Here is a 17,181-nt window from a genome sequence, read left to right on the forward strand (position 1 = left end):
CTTAGTTGGTTTATTGTCTGGCGATAACAAATCAACCAGATACGCCGCTTTTTTTCAAACCTTCAAACACCAGATTTGGTTATAACTCAGAAAGTTTTGCCTCTTACTGTAAATCTAGATGTTACACATCTGAGGCAAGAATTTCCCATTTGCTGGCTCCTTATAATTGGGGTGGTTCAGTGTATGCGGCCAATAACCCATAAAGAGTGCTTAGCTTGAGTGGCAATTAAAGTGGCTTTGAATAATTCCGTAATATTTCTGCAGGACTTGAAGGCTATAGATGGTCGGCCGCTGTTCCTAGCGAATGGTATTAGCCCTTTGCAAGAGCTGCAACGCAGCAGTTGTGGTCCTCACTTCCCGCCCAGTGGGGCTTTCAGAGCGATTCACACTCTGCGTTGCGGCTTCTTGAAAGATCTTACGCTCCTGCAAAGCCGCGCCTTGATTGTACCGTTCTGGAGGCCAGAGGCATCATCGGTTTATTGAGAGGCTCCTTAGTTACTTATCCAGGGGCTATTTTATTCGTCGTGAAACCAACCACTAATAGCTAGTCGTAACTTTGGGGCGAAAGGGGCAACGCAAGTTACAGAATGGACGTGCTTGACATGAAATAAGCACAGGCTGTTATAAAGGGGTGGCCAAGCCTCCGTTGGGGTGCCATCACCTCTATAGAATTGAAGTAAGCCTCCCCAGTCAGGGTGCCAGTCTTCTGACAGATTATAAACAAAAGCAACCCTTCTTTTTTCAGTAGAAATATCATCTTTATGACGAGTCAAGAAATCCCCAGGGGCAAAAGCGGTTATTTGCGCACTTGGGTATGCTAGTGAGTGTATTCCAGTGATTGCCTTAACATTACTTAATGTTTCTTCACTGGAAAGCCAGTTATAAATATCCGCTAGTTGTGGAGGAGAATCCCGGTTTAGTCCCTGCCTTCCATACCAAAAACCAATCCCGTTTTTTGCTAAGTCATATACGTTCTGAATAAGGGCGTGACGCTCGTTAATTTCTAATTGCGCAAATTCACTATTTGATATTTCAGAATATTGGTTGTTTGAAATATGTGCCTGTTTGAATTGTGCATGCTTTTGAATATTGCTGCTCATCAAATGTGCAGAATTCTCGCTCAATAGGTTTGTAACGCGGCACCGAAGTTCATTTTTAAATTCTTTTTTCCAATGGTGCGGATCAAACTCACGGTTTATTTTATATTGCATGTGTTCATTCTTTAGTACGGGGCTTTGATTCATCACTTGTCCTTTTAGATTCGTAGTCTATAGCTTTATTAAGGTCTGCGGCAATCCTATTGAAGTTCCTCCACTTTTTTGCTTCATTCGGATTAATTGGTTGGCGTACCTGTAATTCACTGAACGTAAAACTGTTAGATTTTACTGGTTGGGATAGATAGCTTTCTTTCCATTCAAAGTCCAAGAATTCGAACATCCTGGTTGCCGTTTTAGAAGGGGCTGCGAGAAAGTTATCAAAGTTTAGGTTAAATACACTTTTCGGGAAAGCTTTGGACCAGAATTGCATTAGTTTCTTGGACTGGTAGTAGTAGTGGGCCGTATCTTGTACTTTGCATGCATATGTATGCCCATCAGGAAAAGGTTTGGAGAAAATAGACATGCAGACATCAAAAGGCCTTCTAGATAATTGTATAATGCGGGCGCGTGGAAATAGAGATAAGATCAGTCCAACGTGTTGAAAATTACTGGGCATTTTATCAACAGTTTCTTCCTCTCTAATTTTTTCTGCTTGAAGGTAGCTTTCTGATAGTTGGTTCAAGTCAGCCTCTGTGAGTTTGTAGAGGTTCTTTTGAGTATCTTCTCCAAATTTCAACTGTAGTTGAGATGCGATTCTTGGGATTTCTTCGCTCTCGCCAAGGTTGCGGGCATTGCCTGAATTCTCTATTAATTTACTGATTAGGGTTGTTCCAGACCTGGGCATTCCTACTATGAATATAGGACGATACTGGTTGCAACTTGTTGGTAGTTTGGTGAATGGCGAGTTAAAAGTTTCTATTGTTTTTTCTGTTGATTTCTCAATCATTTTCGGTTTGTAAGTATTTTCTGTGTTTTTTAATGCTTCAAGCTTTACTTTATTGGCCTTAATCATTTGTTTGTAGGCTTCTAGATATTTTCCCTGTTTAATATATATTTCGGATAAAGCAAAGTGAGATATTTCAGCATCATGGGAGTTTTCTGCGTGTGACGAGATAGCTTTTTTAAGTCGAATTGCCAGCTGACCTGTGATTTCTTCTGGAGGGGTCAATTCGGCGATGATTCGCCAAGCTGCCCCACACTTGGGGTTTTTTAGGCTGGCTTGCTTTGCATTTCTAATGGATTCGTTATACTTTCCATTTAAGCGGTCTATTTGAGCTTGCAGCAGGTTAGTATGAGAAGATTTTTCTCCCATTTGGATTGATTTTCTGAGTTGGCTCTGGCTTTCGTTTACTTTTTTTCCCATCAAAAGTAAATCTGAAAATTTTAGGTGATCTGCGGCGGATGGGACTATTAGCTGCATATATCTAGTATATGCCTTGATGGCAGTATCATAATCTCGGAATTTCGCTGCAACTAATGATAGCTCACAGGCAATAGTGGCATTGTTTTCTAAGTGGGAGAAAAGTTTTTTATAGATTGGAAGAGCTTTCCCCACATCCCCTGTTGTAAAGTAAGAAATGCCTAGTAAATGAAACGTTTGACCATCCATTGGCTCAATTTTTTTAATGGTGGCGATGGCACAGTGGTGGCTTCCCAGAGCTACATACTCTGCAGCTATAAATTTGCGGTCGGCTTGTGTGGTATTGCTTACTAGCTCAGCCTGCTTTAAGTAGTTAAGGGCCTCAGATTTCTTATTTAAATGTCTGGAGGTGAAGGCCAGCATTGATAAAGTTTGAATTTTTTTGCTAGGGCTAGAGGGGGATAACTTTAGGAGTTGTGAATATGCAGAAACGTAATTCTTACATTTTAACTCTGACTCTATAGTTTTAATCAATTTTTTCCAGCGAGAATGATTTTCATCGGAGGGCGTGTCACGGTGCTTCATATGGTTACTTTACCTCGGTATACTTGCCTTGGCATGTTGAATTACTGACCTTGAATGAATCTGATCTGGCTTTAAGGCATTTCTGCTGAGAGGCGCTTACTGGGAGTTACAATGTATTGTATATCATCTAATCTCGATGTTGATAGATTGCGAGAAGAGTACTTGAAAGCATCAGTGGTGCAGGTGCCTAATATTCTCCAGAGTCAGTCGGCTAGCGACCTCTTTTCCTTCTTGCGGGAGCAGAAGGAGTGGAATCTATCTTTCAATAAGCTTGGCGCTCATGCAGATATTAGCTTTTCTGATTATTGTGGGTGGAGTAATGAGCAAAAAGACACACTGAATGACATTGTATGGTCTCAGGCAGGGGGAGAGTTCCAATACTTTTACAAAGCCATTCCTATATTTGATTTTTGCAATTTCGGGGGTGGCCAGGATAAGCGATTTTTGTCTATTTTTCAGCTAGTTAATAGTCAGCCATTCTTGTCTTTAATGCGTTCAATTGTTGGAGATCAAAGTATCTCTTTTGCTGATGTTCAGGCAACCTGTTTTGATCGTGGACACTTCCTTAAAGTACACGATGATGACGTCCTTGGTAAAAACAGGGTTGCAGCATATGTTATTAATCTAACCCCAAATTGGGATTTAGACTGGGGTGGAGTGCTGCACTTTTACGGCAGAGGGAAGTTCGCAGTTAAGGGATTGGTACCTACTTTTAATGCTGTTAATGTATTCAAGGTTCCCCAGAGGCACTCTGTCTCATATGTTACCCCGTTTGCAAGAGAGAGTCGCTATTCTATTACTGGTTGGTTAAGGAGGGGGGGGAGACCCGGTAAGCCTTAACATCTTTTATTTATTACTGGGGACAACGTCAAATGGCGTTGTCATTCTAAGATATTCAGGCTCTTTAGTTAATGGTATTGTCCCGTGCCATGTATGGGAAGGAAATAACACCAGTGATCCCTTGGTGGGTGTTATTTGCTTTTCGATAAAATCTTTATCTCCAAGTTGATATGGAGATCTACCGAAATAAATATCTCCTGCGTGTTTTTTTGGGGGGGTACTTTCAGTTGGCGGAGTTTCCACATAAAAAGCTGAACTAATCCAGCCTTGAGGGTGTACATGACTGACATGGTGGCCACCGCCTTTTAGCATCACAGACCATGAGCCAGAAAACTTAAAGTCTATAGATTTCCTGCCCAGGAAAGGGTGTTTACTATCTTTAGGGGCTTTTGATATGTAATCAGAAATTACCTCCCTGAGGCTTTCCTTTAAGGAGTGTATTATAGGGTGATTCTTATGGAGTAATCTTCCTGGTGTCTGAATCCCAGAACGTACTGATTGAAAAAGAGGGCGGTCTTTTAGCTTGTGCATTTCCATTAGCTCTGCTTTCAGCGGTAGAAGAAATTCATCAAGGTTGGAAAATCCATTTGGGGTGGGTATTACAAATTTGCGAATATAGTTCCCGTTTGCGCTAAGCCAATGATATCGTTCATCATCCAGCATTTTCCAGCAAGTACCCTGGATGGCCCACAGTAATTGATCGTTGGGCGCGTGTTGAAGAGTCTGCCTAACAAGCTTATCCACCTTTTCAAAATCATGGTTCTTGATAAGAGCTGTCAGGTATTGCTTGGTGATGCTGAGGTCGGGCTGCCTTGAAAAGGCAGCTTCATAGAGCTTCAAGGCGTGTGCTAAATTTCCTCCCTCTTCTTCAATCCTGGCTTGAAGAAATATTAATTCTAGGCTTTTATTGGCATCAGATCTGGATTTTAGATAGCTTCGAGCGTCCTCAATTAAACCTCCGGCGATAAGGTTTTCGATATAAGCAATGGTAATCTCTGGACGTTCTATCGTTTCCTGTGATAACTTTCGATAGCTTTCACAAAATAATTTTCTATCTCCAAGCTGCCAGTAAGCTTCATTTAAGGTTTTGTGAGCATCGATGTGAAGAGGATTTAATTCAATTAGCTTTCTAAGACTTTTTATAGCTTGCTTGTAGTGCCCAAGGTTTAGTTCAGCTAATGCTTTAGAATAAAGCGCCTCACTCATCTTGGGAGCTAAAATCAGTATTTCATCAAATAAAGATAGGGCTTTTTCAGGCTCCTCCTTATCGGCGTGGGTTATGGCTAGTCCATAAATAGCCTTTAAATTTTTAGGGTCTTTACTTCGGGCTCTCTGAAAAAAAACTATGGCATTATTAAGTTGCTCGTTTTTTCTGCAGATGTTTCCGAGAAGGGTAAATGCAGAAGAAAGTCTGGGAGTTAAGCTTGCAGCTTTTGTCGCATGCTCATAGGCAGTATTTAGGTTGTTTTCTTCATACTCTAGTATTGCTAGATTTCTCCACGCCTCTGCAAATCCTGTGTTGTAATGAATAGCTTGTTTGTAATGGTGCCGAGCTTGCTCTATCCGTTTTTGCTCTTTTAAGAAATTAGCAAAATTGTTGTGCACAAGAGGCTGATCACTTTTCACTTTAAGTGATCTTATGAAAAACTCATTAGCGTCACTTTTATTTTTAAGAGATTCCTGAGCAACTGCTGTTAGGTGTAGGATATTGGGCTCATTAGGAAATTGCTCATTTAGCTTTAGAATCGTCGGTAGAGCATTATGTGCATTCCCCGATTCTATCATTTTTCCGAGGTTGGCTAACAGCTGGCGAAAGTTAAGACTTTTATTTTTCATTGGTACCTGCTACCTAAAGAAACGGCGAGCTATGCTCGCCGTTTCTTTGTATCACACAATCGCTTAAACGATATCATTCAAACCGGTAGCTTGCGCTTAGGAAGTAGCGAGGCCCCAGCAAATCGTAAGTCGATGGGAAGGTATTCGCCTGTTCCTGGGAGTCACCCAATCTAGTTGGCTCGGTATCAAGAACGTTCTTGATGCCAAAGTTAAGGTCAAAGCTCTCCGTTACCGCGTAGCCAAGGCTCAGGTCTAGATAGTATTCCTCATCAATAGAGGGTACAACGAGTTGAACTCCATCGCCTTTGGCTTCGTCATCTGTGCCATCAATATAACGGACCAGGGCAGATACGGTTAGAGGGCCAGTCTGCCAACTGGCTCGAGTATTCCAGTTAAACTCAGGCCGAGGAGAACCGCAAGTTATGCCAAAGTTGCCTGCACATTCATCTTTTCGGCTTGCCAGGTCAGCAACCGGAGTCTCATCGTACTGAAGCAGATAGGAGCTGTTAAAGCCGATGCTGAGGTAGGAGGCGCCTTCAATGCCAAAGTTAAGATCTGTACCGTAATTGATATTAAAGTCAATGCCTCTTGTTTCAATCAGGCCAATGTTGGCATTTAGTGCAGTAACAACGTTAACAGTGCCGTCAGAGTAGCGAGAAATTGCCTGGCAATATGGCGAGTTGATGTCTTTGAATTCGTTGTAACAGAGATCGAGAGTATTGTTTACACCGCCACCAAATACACTGATAGCGTCTTCAATTTCAATATCGTAGTAATCAATGGCGATATCTAGGCCGTCCATAGGCTCGATAACGGCACCAAAAGTGATGGTGCTAGAGGACTCTTCCTTCAGCTCTGGATTGCCACCAAAGATGCCCTCAATCTGCGTGTTGGTCTGCTCAAAGCTTCCGGCTGGAACACCTGCCATTGCAGCGCAGAGATCTAAATCGGTATCTGGAGTGGCATTACCTTCGGCGCAAGGATCAGTAGCCCCAGGGAATCCATTAGAGGAGCCTAGGTAAAGTTCACTGACGTTTGGTGCACGTACTGACTCTTGATAACCGGCACGGAACTTAACCATATCAATAGGTGCGTAGTTCACGGCTGTCGCAAATGAAGTTACTCCGCCGATATTTGAATAGTCGGAATAACGGGCAGCACCCCAGAGGCTCAGGCTTTCAATCCCTTTTCTTCCGGAAATCAATGGAACATTCATTTCGGCAAATACTTCCATAGCGGTGTAGCCCCCTACAGTAGCTTCACCGGCATTAAATCCGAGCACATCTCCAGAGGATAGGAAGCTGTCTGGACGGGAGGAGGATTCGTCATCGCGATGTTCAAGGCCGACCACAACACCTATGGGCTCATCCGCAGTCGGGATTGTTGCCAATACACCAGACACGCTTGCAGAGATTACCTCTTGTGTGATGCTCGTTGTATTGGTGGCGCCAACATTGATAAAGTCGATGGCTTCCTGAGAAATGTTGCCTTCGCCCCAAATATTAAGGGGGACGCAGCCATTTGAGGTGTCCTGACACTGAGTCCCATCATCGGTTACCAAGATTGCTTGGCGAAAGCGAGAGGCAGCAACGTCATTGTTGAGCTGATTAATTCGCTCGAGGTTGCTATAGCTGTAATATGCGTCAAATGACCAATCGTCATTAATGTCGCCACGAAAGCCGGTCAAAATCCTGAAAGCATCGCGATTATCAACAGATTGGCGCGAGCCATTCTCCTCCATACGGCGAGTAACACGAACTGTGGAGGGTGCATTTTCGTTAAGTCCGTTGGCGACATTCCGATCTTTGAGTAGCTGCTGGAATGCGGCATCAAAGAACGGAGTGTTGGGATTCACTTGAACATCGGTGGTAGCAGGCGTTGGAGCCAGCTCCGTGGGCACTTCATTGTGTGAAAATGCCATCTCACCATAGGCAGTTACCTTGTCGGTTAGGTCATAGTGAGTAAATGCACTGACCAAAAAGCGCTCCTGTGGGAGTTGAAGGTAATTGGCGGGCGCATAATTAAAGCGATCTTCAGGATCCTGAAATAGCCGGGAAGTGCCATCTGGATCAAAAGTGATGTTATTCCCCCTCCCCAAAAATGCTATTGCGCCGGGAATACTAGCGGACCCACCGGGAACGAGACTGTCATTAACGCCATCACCGTCGGTGTCACCTTCTTCCCAGGTGTTTCTGCTAAAGTCACGGTCGGCTTGGAAAACTGCATCGCGATCGGTCCAGGATGCGTATACGGTCGCGTTGCCGCGGCCCTCAGCGAAGTTGCCGCCAATAGTAAGGTCTATGTTGCGCTTGGCCCCATCTCCATCCTCGGTAACATCATAGAGGCTGGTCATTTGTACGCCTTCAAAATCGTCAACCATCTGGAAGTTGACGACACCGGCCAGTGCATCAGAGCCATATACGGCAGAAGCGCCCCCAGTGATTACATCTACACTTCTAATCAGTGTGCTGGGGATGCTATTCAGGTCAACGATACCACTTTGAGTTGATGGAATGTACCGACGACCGTTAACGAGTACTACTGTACGGGTGGCTCCAAGACCCCGGAGGTCGACGCGGGCAGTGCCATCCCCTGGATTGTTGGAGCTGGGCCCAAAACTTGGGATGGTTTGTGGAAGTTCGGCAAGCTTTTGCTCAATGTTCAAGTTGCCGGAAATCTTAAACTCTTCTGCGCCAATGGACGTCAGTGGAGTAACAGATTCGAGGTCCTGACGCTTAATGCGAGAACCAGTAACGATAACTTCTTCTACCATCTCCGCGTCTTGTTGAGCGAAAGCGGGCATTGCCGGAACCATAATTGCGGCAGCAGTGAAGCCTAAAGCCCCTTTGACCGCTGCGGACAGGAGGTTCTTTTTCATTGTCAATCCTCTCTTGATCGTTGGATTTATAGTCTTTTGCCATGAATGGCGATCGTTAGAAGTGGGTACCCCCAAGTAGCCACTTCTCTCCCAACATATCTCATGACGATTGGCGCAAAGAGTCCCTCAAGAAAATCACATTCTTTTTCTGAAAATTCGTAAAGTCAGGCCTGCTAGGTTGCCCAGGCATACCAAGGGAGGATTGATTGCTTGTTTTTAGTGGAGGTTAAATTCCCTCTGTTGAGTCTTGGGTGTGCCTAGTGTTCACAATGCGTATTTGATATTAGTGCCGGTTGAGCAATGGAGAAGAGTTTCCATGGATTACACAGGTGACAAGTGTAGTTTTGGTGGTGCGGCGTGGTGGTCTTGGTTGATAGCTTAACGTGAAAATATATGGGGATTGAGTGGTGAGGTCGGTTGTTAACCAAGGTTTATTTATAATTTAAGAGAAAAGTTACCATACCAGATTCGTCCAGAAATATCGTATGTGCGGTAATCAAAATTATTATTGATTGCAGTAACGGCCAATGGGGGGGGGGAGTTAAATAGATTTTTTACCCCAAGGGCAAGCCGGAATCGGGGGGTGGGGTTAAAAGCAAGTTGTAGATCGCGGGTAGTCCAGCTGCTTATCTTGCGTGTTACCAGCTTGTCACCCTGATTATAGGACTCCTTCATGCTTCCAACAAAGTGGGTGGTGTAGCCTAATTTCCACCTGCCACTGCTCCAGTAAACTCCCGCATTGGCTTTCCATTCAGGTAGAGATCCAGCGCCTCCCGTTGCTGTGTCTATAAAGGTTCCTACCAGGTCCTCTTCGGCAATCTCTGGGGCACCCTGGTTTAAGTAGTGCAACATCTGGCTCATATTCAGTGCAAAACTGAATTGGCCGAACCCTTCAGACGGTAAATCATAGCGCAGGGCAATATCATATCCCCTAATTTTTCGGCTACCTCTGTTGATTCGTGAGGCAAGGATTTTTGTAATCTCGCCACTATCATCTCGGATAACTTTTTCGGGGAAGAGTCCCTTATAGGCATTTTGCTCGACTAAAAACTGTGGGCTGCTGCCAATAACGTCATCTTGTTGGATATCGTAAAGATCAATGGTGGTGCTTAGCCCCTTTATCTGTTCGGGGGTCCAGGTAAGGCTGACGGACAGGCTTTTGGAGGTCTCTGGGGTTAAATTGGGATTCCCGCCAAATTCAGTGAGGTACTGGATTCGAGCGCTATCTGACTGCCCCGGGCAGCCAACCAGCCTGTCCGCATTTTCGTTTGTACATGGATCGAAGATAAATTCCTGGCTTTGGTAGCCTTCTTGATACATGTCGGTAAGCGTCGGCGCTCGAAATCCCGTTGCAAAGCTGGCCCTTAATTGCAGGGATTCTGTGGCGTGCCAGCGAGTGGCCAGTTTAGGGTTATATGTACTGCCAAAGTCACTGTAGTTCGAAAGGCGTATCGCACCATCCAGCCAGAGCTTATCTGCCTGCACGGGAATAGAGATTTCAGCGAAAGCTTCTTTGATGATCCGCGATCCTTTAGCTGAGCCCGGCGTATGTCCTCCTATAAATGAAAGCCCCATGCTGTCATTGGAGTGGGAAGTTAAGGCTTCATGCCGAATCTCAATGCCTGCAGCCGCGAGTATCTGTCCCGCATTTATCCTCCCAAGTACTCCATCGGATACAAAGGTGAGTGATTCCATACGGGAGTGATTCTGGGTGGAACTCTGCCCGCGGATAAAGTCCAGCTGTTCCTTATCAAGGCTGCCGCTGGGACCTAGTAAGTTGATAGGTATGCAGCTGCTGTCTGAGTTACAGATATCAGGCCCCTTAAGGCCTATGGAGAGTGCATAAGGGTCTATTAAGTTGCTGAGCTTTTCGATCCTGTCAGTATGGTGAAGGGATGAGCTAAGTTCCCACTGCCATTCATTGTGGGCTCCTTTGATTCCGCTATTCATTCGCCATGTAGTGGTGTAATTTTTCTGAATGCGGGGGCCCAATTCCAATATTCGTTTTCTAACGTCTGTAATGTCTTGTTTAAAAGGGTTATAGATATTGTCTGCTGCTATGGTGAGCTCGCCATTATCAAAGCGTGTGAAAACTGGAGTAGGGGCCTTTGTAGATTCTGCGGAGGTGCGCAGTCCCATAACCTCGGTAAATAGCAGGGTGTTTTCGCTAAGATCGAAATTGGCTGAGAGATAGGCAGAATGACTTTCTGTTGGGGTAATTGCGGATGTATAGTCATTATAATTATATCGCTCTTCTAATGACCAATCCTGATAGTTTCCACTAGAGGCGCTAGTTAGTACACTACTGCTATCGAGAGCAATAAAGCCCTGTGGGATGGCCGATGAGCGCTTATCGGTACCTCCATAGTTGCGGCTATCTGCCGACGCTGACAAGCTGCGATCACGACTCATTACTGCCCCCTGTTTGTAATGAGCCAGGCTGAACATTATGTGGCTGCGTTCTCCGTGCCTCCCCCAGGTTAAGTGATGGGAATCAGTTTGGCGATCACCTTCTTGTGCTTGTCCAAAGTGGCTATCGATTGATAAGCCCTCAAAATCTCTACGCAGGATAATATTGATAACCCCAGCAATGGCATCTGATCCATATACTGCTGAAGCTCCGTCTTTCAGGATCTCAACGCGTTCGACGAGCGATAGCGGGATGGTGTTGAGGTCGGTGGCTTCTCCATTGTAGCCATCTCCAATGATGCGGCGGCCGTTGATTAAGACGAGAGTGTTACTCGCAGGAAGGCCGCGCAAGGATACGGTGGCCGTTCCATCATCTTCCTGGCTGACAGAGGTGCTGGTGGAATTGCCAGAGACCGCTGGCAGAAACTTGAGTAGGTCTGCGATTGTTTGTGCTCCTATTAGATCAAGCTGTTCTCGCGAAAGCCTGTCTATAGGGGCATAGCTGTCCATTTGGAAGTGTCGCAGGTGGCTGCCGGTAAGGTTTTGCCCGGTAACGGTGACCTCCTCAGTAAGAGGTCTGATTTGGGGTTTGTCCTTAGAAGGTTGGTCTGCATTAGGTGTAACTGCGAATGATGTAGGGCCAATGCGTTGATAAGTGAACGGTAAATCCTGTAAGAGCTGCTGTAGGGCCGGCTCAAATTGGCCGGTATCACTTTCCAATGTTTGTTCAGGCATCGCATATTGTGATGCGGATGAAGTCTGTATCAATACCGAAACCTTGCACAGCTGGCCCAAGGCTATAAGGGTTTGAGGTAGGGAACCTGCTGGTAGCTTGATATTAGGTTGTGGGCAAGGCGTATTCGCCGTGCAAATCGTAGGCAGAAGTAGCGCTATAAAGAGGAAGGCCCAGTACTTTGCCGTCATCAAGAGAGTGCCCATTACTATTATGTCCGACGCCAAAGTTGGCATCGGAGTACTTATCATTATTTATATATGGGCGGCAAATCATTGTTTGCACAATAAACAACCGCCAATTGAGACGGTTATAACCTAGTTGTGCTTGGGAGACAAGATAGTCAGGTTGGAGTTGCTGCGGTCTTGCTGAAGTTGAAGTGCAGTAGCTATGGCTTCCAGGGTGTTGTCCGGGTCGGAAACAGCAAAAGTGCCGGATATCAGGCGCCCCTCTACCTGTGGCGCCGCAGTTGCTGGTACTGCGAGGTAGCGGTTAAGCTCTTGGAGTGCTTCTTTGAGGGGGGTTTGCTCAAAAACCAGGAGGCCACGAGTCCAGTCGGTAGCCTCCTCCGATGAGGTTCTGCGCACATTGCTGAGACCGTGGTCAGTTACGCTAACTTTTTGGTTCTTGGTCAGTTTTACTGACTCTGGAGCCAGCCCGGGGCTGCTTTCCGCTTCGCTTACAGAGACGGTGCCCTCAGTGACAGACACTTTGGTGCTCTCCGGGTTGAGCTCAACATTAAATTCAGTGCCGAGTACACGAATATTGGCGCTGCCGGCAGAGACGGTGAAGGGGCGGGAGGTTTGTCGAGCAACCTCAAAGAATGCTTCACCGCGCACGAGCTGGGTCTGCCTTTCCTTGCGGCTATAGCTTACGTGCAATTCACTATTGGAATTTAGTTTTACCTCTGACCCATCAGCAAGGCTCACAGTGCGAATTTCACCGAGTTGAGTGGTGTAAATTTCTTCTTTGGGGGTTGTCGTGTTCTGCCAGTTCAGGCCAACCCAGACGGCGAGGAATGCGCCGCAGGTAGCTAAGCCACTGCTGAGAGCCCACTGCGGCATGCCCCAGCGGTCATTGCGGGGTTTCCTTGTGAGTGCTGCTGTCTGCTGATTTTTACTGACAGCAGTTTTGTGAATGTTAGCAGTGGGCACACTCTCGGGGAAAAGTTGGTCAATGGGCATGTGAGCCAGTGCGCCTAAGTCACCCCAGAGCTCTGCGATTTCCTCGAAGGCCCGGGCGTGCGCATCGGATGCGGATAGCCAGGTCGCAAATTCACGTTTGTCGATTGCGCTTAGGGTATCGGAGCGTAAACGCGCAATCCAAGCGCAGGCCTGATCCAGGCTCTCTTCGCTTGTTGTTTGCTGTGCGTTGGTATTCATAATCGCTCTGGTACCTTGGGTTTGCCAGCCACTTAAATTGGACGGCTGTGCCTAAATGCGGTGCATCTTACTCAAAATCCACCGATTTGTGCGATGGAGCGGTTTACATTCCTTTGTTTGCAACACAATCACAATGGTGGCGGCCAATTTGGCAGCTAAAAATGCTGAAAGTGTCTCCGCTGGCAGAGTTGTTGAAGCTCTGGATATCGCTCATGCTAGCTAAGACGGCTGAGCCGCTTGTCCCCTCAACAAAATTTGAACGCTGGGTTAGTGGCTTTAGGCGCTAACCTACCTTTCGACGGCAGGCCTTGAGGGCTTGTAGGATATATTTCTCCACACTACTCACGGAGATATTCATCTCCTGAGCGATCTCGCTATATGAAAGGCCACGAGTTCTGTGCAGGAGGAAGGCCTGGCGGCACTTGAGTGGCAATTTATCCATCGTTTCGTAGATAGACTGGAGCTGCTGTCGGGCTGCGAGGACTCTTTCCGGGGACTGGTGGTCTGTATGCTCATCGCTATAGGGGTCTCCATCTAGGGGAGCTTGTTGGTTGAGATACTCCACATGCAATTTGCCCCGGCGCAGCTGGTCGAGTGCCAGATTATTGGCGATTTGGTAGAGATAAGCGCGGGGGTTATCCAATTCTTTTTCGTCGCTGAGTTTTTGCAGGCGCAAGTAGGCGTGTTGGGCGATATCTTCAGCGTCGTCCGGACTTTTGACAATGCGTGAGACAAACCGTACCAGGGCCTGGCCGTGCTCGGCAAACAGCTTTTCCAGAAGCGTCTTCCTGGCCTTATTCATTACTTATCGTGTTCCCCGTACCAAACCCGCTGTAGTTATTGACTGTTTGTTTTAAGTGCGAGTTGGCGCACAGTTATATCACAAGGTTCGGTTTGGCTACGAGTGGCACGATAGATCCTGGTGAGTTGCTACCTGCTATGCCTCGGCGCCTATGCCGGTATAATGGCGCCCGCGCCAGTGGCGCAAGAAAAATGATTTTGCAGAGGTGTGCCGAGCACCGGAGACTGGATGAGCTATCAAGTACTGGCGCGTAAGTGGCGTCCGCGTCTGTTTCGGGAGATGGTGGGGCAGGAGCATGTACTTCAGGCGCTCATTAACGCCCTGGATAATGGCCGCCTGCATCATGCCTACCTGTTTGCCGGTACCCGTGGAGTGGGGAAAACCACAATTGCGCGAATTCTCGCCAAATGTCTGAACTGCGAAGAGGGTGTGAGTTCAGAGCCCTGTGGTCAGTGCAATACCTGTGCAGAGATAGCTGACGGTCGTTTTGTTGACCTGATCGAAGTGGATGCGGCATCGCGCACCAAGGTAGAGGATACCCGGGAGCTGCTGGAAAATGTCCAATACGCACCTACAAGGGGACGTTATAAGGTCTACCTGATCGATGAAGTCCATATGCTCTCCAACAGTTCCTTCAATGCGCTGCTGAAGACCCTGGAAGAGCCGCCCCCCCATGTAAAGTTTCTACTGGCCACCACGGACCCGCAAAAACTGCCAGTCACCGTGCTTTCCCGCTGCCTGCAGTTCAAGTTGAAGAATATGAGCACCGAGCGGGTTGTCGAACACTTGCGTTTCGTCCTAGAGCAGGAGCAGGTACCTTTTGAAGAGGGGGCGCTTTGGCATCTGGGGCGCGCGGCTGATGGCAGTATGCGCGATGGTATGAGCCTTACCGATCAGGCGATAGCCTTTGGAGGGGGTAAAATCAGTGAGGCCGAAGTGCGCAGCATGCTCGGCAGTATTGATACCGGGTTGGTGTGGAAGCTGCTGCGGGCATTGGCTAACGAGGATGCGGCGGAATTGTTTGGTGTGGTTGCTGAACTAGCCCAGCAGGCTCCGGATTTTAGTGCCGCGCTGGCAGAGCTCGCCGATAGCCTGCACCGCCTGGCGGTGACCCAGGTATTGCCCCAATCTGTGGATAACTCTCTGGGGGATGGGGAGTGGCTGCGGGAGCTAGCCAACCATATAGCTCCGGAAAATATACAGCTCTACTATCAGATGGCATTGTACGCCCGCCGCGATTTGCCCTTGGCCCCGGATCCGCGTAGTGGCTTCGAGATGGCTCTGTTGCGTATGCTGGCATTTCGCCCGCAGGGGGTTGCGGATATTCCCAGGTCTCCATTGCCAGGATCTACAGGGGAGGAACAAGTACCCCCTGAACCAGCAGAGCCGCAATCACCGCCTTGGTCTGGGGAGCTACCTGCGGAAAAAAAGCCTGAATCGACACTGCCGCAGCCAGAGGTCATTGTGGCGTCTGAGCTACAAGAGCGGGTGGAGTCCGCTGCCCCGGAAAAAAACCAAGTATCGGAAGACGTGCGTGAACCCACTTGTCCGTCCGAGCCGAGCGCGAGTCAGCATCAAAGTGCATTATCCGCAATGAGCAACGGGATAAGTGCGGCTTCCCCGACCGCACAGGCTGCCGTAGAGGAGCCCTCAGTTCCTGCCGAGCCAGTGCAGAGACCGAGAGAAAGCGTTTTGGCGGAGCTCCGCCAACGTGTAACGGAGGTGGAGTCAGCACCAGTGCCGCCAGGGGCACAGGCGCTACAGCAAACAGTTGCAGCGGAAGTTGCCACTGAGTCCCCAAAGGCTCACTTCGATGCGCTCACACCAGGCAGCTGGCCAGTGCTATATCGACAACTGGGAATAAGCGGGATACTGCACTCCATTGCTCAGCATCTCGAACTTGTGGGGCGGCAGGGCAATATACTCGCTTTCACCTTGGATGAGTCTTACAGCAGTCTCTACGACGACGTGCACCAGAGGCGCCTGGGGGATCTACTCGGAGATTTCTTTCAGCAGCCGGTGGTGGCGCAGATCCAGGTGGGGAAGGTACAGGGTGGTACGCCTGCACGCTTGGCGGCGGCGACGCGAGAGTCGAGACTTGCTGCTGCCCGTGAAGCGCTGACTGCTGATCCTTTGGTTCAAGAGCTGCAGGCCGAACTGAATGCAGAGCTATTGCCGGATTCTATCGAGTCACTGCTCGAAGCAGATTAATATTGAATTGGATTCCCGGTTTTTCACCCGGGCAGTCAAATAATAGGAATAGAGGTTACTTATGAAAGGTTTGGGCGATCTGATGCAACAGGCCCAGAAGATGCAGGCCGATATGCAGGAGAAGATGCAGAAGTTGCAGCAGGAGTTGAGTGACTTGCGTGTCTGCGGAGAATCCGGTGCGGGCATGGTCAAGGTTACAATGAACGGCCGTCATGATGTTACTGCAGTGGAAATCGACCCATCTCTGCTTGCAGAAGACAAGGAAATGCTCGAAGACCTGCTGGCAGCAGCGGTTAATGATGCTGTGCGCCGGGCAGAGGAGAAAGCCCAGGAGTTGCAAAAACAGCAGGTGGGCGACCTGACCTCAGGTATTAACCTGCCTGAAGGTTTTAAATTCCCATTTTAAGGGGCGAGTACCTGATTGTATTAGTATTTTATGTTTAGTCCCCTGATCGAAGACTTGATTCGCGCACTGCGTAGTCTGCCCAGTGTGGGCCCCAAATCGGCGCAGCGTATGGCGATGCATCTGCTGGAAAAGGATCGCGATGCTGCGGAGATGCTGGCGCGCAGTCTGGCCCAGGCTGTGGAAAAAGTTGGCCGCTGCAACCAGTGCCGCACGCTGACCGAAGAAACCGTTTGTGCATTGTGTAATAACAGCCGCCGTGAACAGGCTTCCCTATGTGTGGTGGAGACGCCTGCAGATGTTCTGGCGATAGAACAGGCTGGCAATTACCATGGTCGCTACTTCGTACTGCATGGCCACCTCTCTCCCATTGATGGCATTGGACCTGCGGACCTGGGGGTTGATCTGTTAGAGCGAAGACTTGCCAACGAGTCTCTGCAAGAGCTGATTGTGGCTACAAATCCTACCGTTGAAGGGGAGGCGACCGCCCAATACATCGCCGAGCGGGCCAGGCTACATGGTGTTGCCGTAAGTCGTATTGCCCACGGTGTTCCTATTGGCGGAGAACTTGAATATATCGACGGTGGTACCCTGGCCCATGCCTTCAATAGCCGCACCTCCTTTTTCCCGCCAACAGAGTGATAT

Annotated in this window: 12 protein-coding genes; 4 read left to right on the plus strand and 8 right to left on the minus strand. The window is 48.0% G+C overall.

The genetic code is table 11. The annotated features are described in order from the left end of the window. Nucleotides 1-515 precede the first annotated feature (515 nt). Both ACCI49_RS16325 and ACCI49_RS16330 read right to left on the minus strand, forming a co-directional pair. A complete protein-coding gene (locus tag ACCI49_RS16325; protein ID WP_371840146.1) occupies nucleotides 516-1,211 on the minus strand; it encodes a 2OG-Fe(II) oxygenase family protein in 696 nt (231 codons plus the stop codon). 4 nt (nucleotides 1,212-1,215) lie between these two features. Next, nucleotides 1,216-3,042 carry a tetratricopeptide repeat-containing sulfotransferase family protein gene (locus ACCI49_RS16330; RefSeq protein ID WP_371840147.1) on the minus strand — a complete coding sequence of 609 codons (1,827 nt, stop codon included), beginning with the start codon at nucleotides 3,040-3,042 and terminating at the stop codon, nucleotides 1,216-1,218. A gap of 162 nt (nucleotides 3,043-3,204) precedes the next feature. On the opposite strand from ACCI49_RS16330, the gene ACCI49_RS16335 reads away from it, so the two are divergent. Continuing rightward, nucleotides 3,205-3,882: a 2OG-Fe(II) oxygenase gene (locus tag ACCI49_RS16335; RefSeq protein ID WP_371840148.1), complete on the plus strand. Its 678-nt coding sequence runs from the start codon at nucleotides 3,205-3,207 to the stop codon at nucleotides 3,880-3,882. Between the two features lie 6 nt (nucleotides 3,883-3,888). On the opposite strand, the gene ACCI49_RS16340 is transcribed toward ACCI49_RS16335, so the two are convergent. The 6 genes from ACCI49_RS16340 to ACCI49_RS16365 all read right to left on the minus strand — a co-directional run bounded on the left by ACCI49_RS16340 (nucleotide 3,889) and on the right by ACCI49_RS16365 (nucleotide 13,922). Then, a complete protein-coding gene (locus ACCI49_RS16340; RefSeq protein ID WP_371840150.1) occupies nucleotides 3,889-5,718 on the minus strand; it encodes a tetratricopeptide repeat protein in 1,830 nt (609 codons plus the stop codon). Between the two features lie 73 nt (nucleotides 5,719-5,791). Further along, on the minus strand, nucleotides 5,792-8,596 hold the full coding sequence (locus tag ACCI49_RS16345) for a TonB-dependent receptor domain-containing protein (RefSeq protein ID WP_371840152.1): 2,805 nt from the start codon (nucleotides 8,594-8,596) through the stop codon (nucleotides 5,792-5,794). 435 nt (nucleotides 8,597-9,031) lie between these two features. Further along, complete coding sequence (locus ACCI49_RS16350) at nucleotides 9,032-11,740, minus strand: TonB-dependent receptor (protein ID WP_371840153.1); 2,709 nt, start codon at nucleotides 11,738-11,740, stop codon at nucleotides 9,032-9,034. A 103-nt stretch (nucleotides 11,741-11,843) separates the two neighbouring features. Next, a complete protein-coding gene (locus ACCI49_RS16355; protein ID WP_371840154.1) occupies nucleotides 11,844-12,023 on the minus strand; it encodes a hypothetical protein in 180 nt (59 codons plus the stop codon). A 32-nt stretch (nucleotides 12,024-12,055) separates the two neighbouring features. Continuing rightward, nucleotides 12,056-13,120 carry a FecR family protein gene (locus ACCI49_RS16360; protein ID WP_371840155.1) on the minus strand — a complete coding sequence of 355 codons (1,065 nt, stop codon included), beginning with the start codon at nucleotides 13,118-13,120 and terminating at the stop codon, nucleotides 12,056-12,058. A gap of 283 nt (nucleotides 13,121-13,403) precedes the next feature. Further along, entirely contained in the window at nucleotides 13,404-13,922 is a 519-nt protein-coding gene (locus tag ACCI49_RS16365; protein WP_371840156.1) for an RNA polymerase sigma factor, read from the minus strand. A gap of 228 nt (nucleotides 13,923-14,150) precedes the next feature. Here ACCI49_RS16365 and dnaX point away from each other — a divergent pair, with 228 nt between their 5' ends. From dnaX to recR, 3 genes are all read left to right on the plus strand, one after another. Further along, nucleotides 14,151-16,133 (plus strand): DNA polymerase III subunit gamma/tau, encoded by a 1,983-nt coding sequence (gene dnaX / locus ACCI49_RS16370; RefSeq protein ID WP_371840157.1) that lies wholly within the window; start codon nucleotides 14,151-14,153, stop codon nucleotides 16,131-16,133. Between the two features lie 61 nt (nucleotides 16,134-16,194). After that, nucleotides 16,195-16,539 (plus strand): YbaB/EbfC family nucleoid-associated protein, encoded by a 345-nt coding sequence (locus tag ACCI49_RS16375; RefSeq protein ID WP_371840158.1) that lies wholly within the window; start codon nucleotides 16,195-16,197, stop codon nucleotides 16,537-16,539. 30 nt (nucleotides 16,540-16,569) lie between these two features. Continuing rightward, on the plus strand, nucleotides 16,570-17,178 hold the full coding sequence (gene recR, locus ACCI49_RS16380) for a recombination mediator RecR (protein ID WP_371840160.1): 609 nt from the start codon (nucleotides 16,570-16,572) through the stop codon (nucleotides 17,176-17,178). Nucleotides 17,179-17,181: the final 3 nt, after the last annotated feature.

This window comes from Microbulbifer epialgicus, from assembly GCF_041447265.1.
Taxonomy (GTDB): domain Bacteria; phylum Pseudomonadota; class Gammaproteobacteria; order Pseudomonadales; family Cellvibrionaceae; genus Microbulbifer; species Microbulbifer epialgicus.

Coding starts and splice junctions, on each gene's coding strand:
- recR (WP_371840160.1), top strand. CDS start 16,570: ATGTTTAGTCCCCTGATCGAAGACTTGATTCGCGCACTGCGTAGTCTG.
- dnaX (WP_371840157.1), top strand. CDS start 14,151: ATGAGCTATCAAGTACTGGCGCGTAAGTGGCGTCCGCGTCTGTTTCGG.
- ACCI49_RS16350 (WP_371840153.1), bottom strand. CDS start 11,740: ATGCCTGAACAAACATTGGAAAGTGATACCGGCCAATTTGAGCCGGCC.
- ACCI49_RS16345 (WP_371840152.1), bottom strand. CDS start 8,596: ATGAAAAAGAACCTCCTGTCCGCAGCGGTCAAAGGGGCTTTAGGCTTC.
- ACCI49_RS16325 (WP_371840146.1), bottom strand. CDS start 1,211: ATGCAATATAAAATAAACCGTGAGTTTGATCCGCACCATTGGAAAAAA.
- ACCI49_RS16375 (WP_371840158.1), top strand. CDS start 16,195: ATGAAAGGTTTGGGCGATCTGATGCAACAGGCCCAGAAGATGCAGGCC.
- ACCI49_RS16365 (WP_371840156.1), bottom strand. CDS start 13,922: ATGAATAAGGCCAGGAAGACGCTTCTGGAAAAGCTGTTTGCCGAGCAC.
- ACCI49_RS16360 (WP_371840155.1), bottom strand. CDS start 13,120: ATGAATACCAACGCACAGCAAACAACAAGCGAAGAGAGCCTGGATCAG.
- ACCI49_RS16340 (WP_371840150.1), bottom strand. CDS start 5,718: ATGAAAAATAAAAGTCTTAACTTTCGCCAGCTGTTAGCCAACCTCGGA.
- ACCI49_RS16330 (WP_371840147.1), bottom strand. CDS start 3,042: ATGAAGCACCGTGACACGCCCTCCGATGAAAATCATTCTCGCTGGAAA.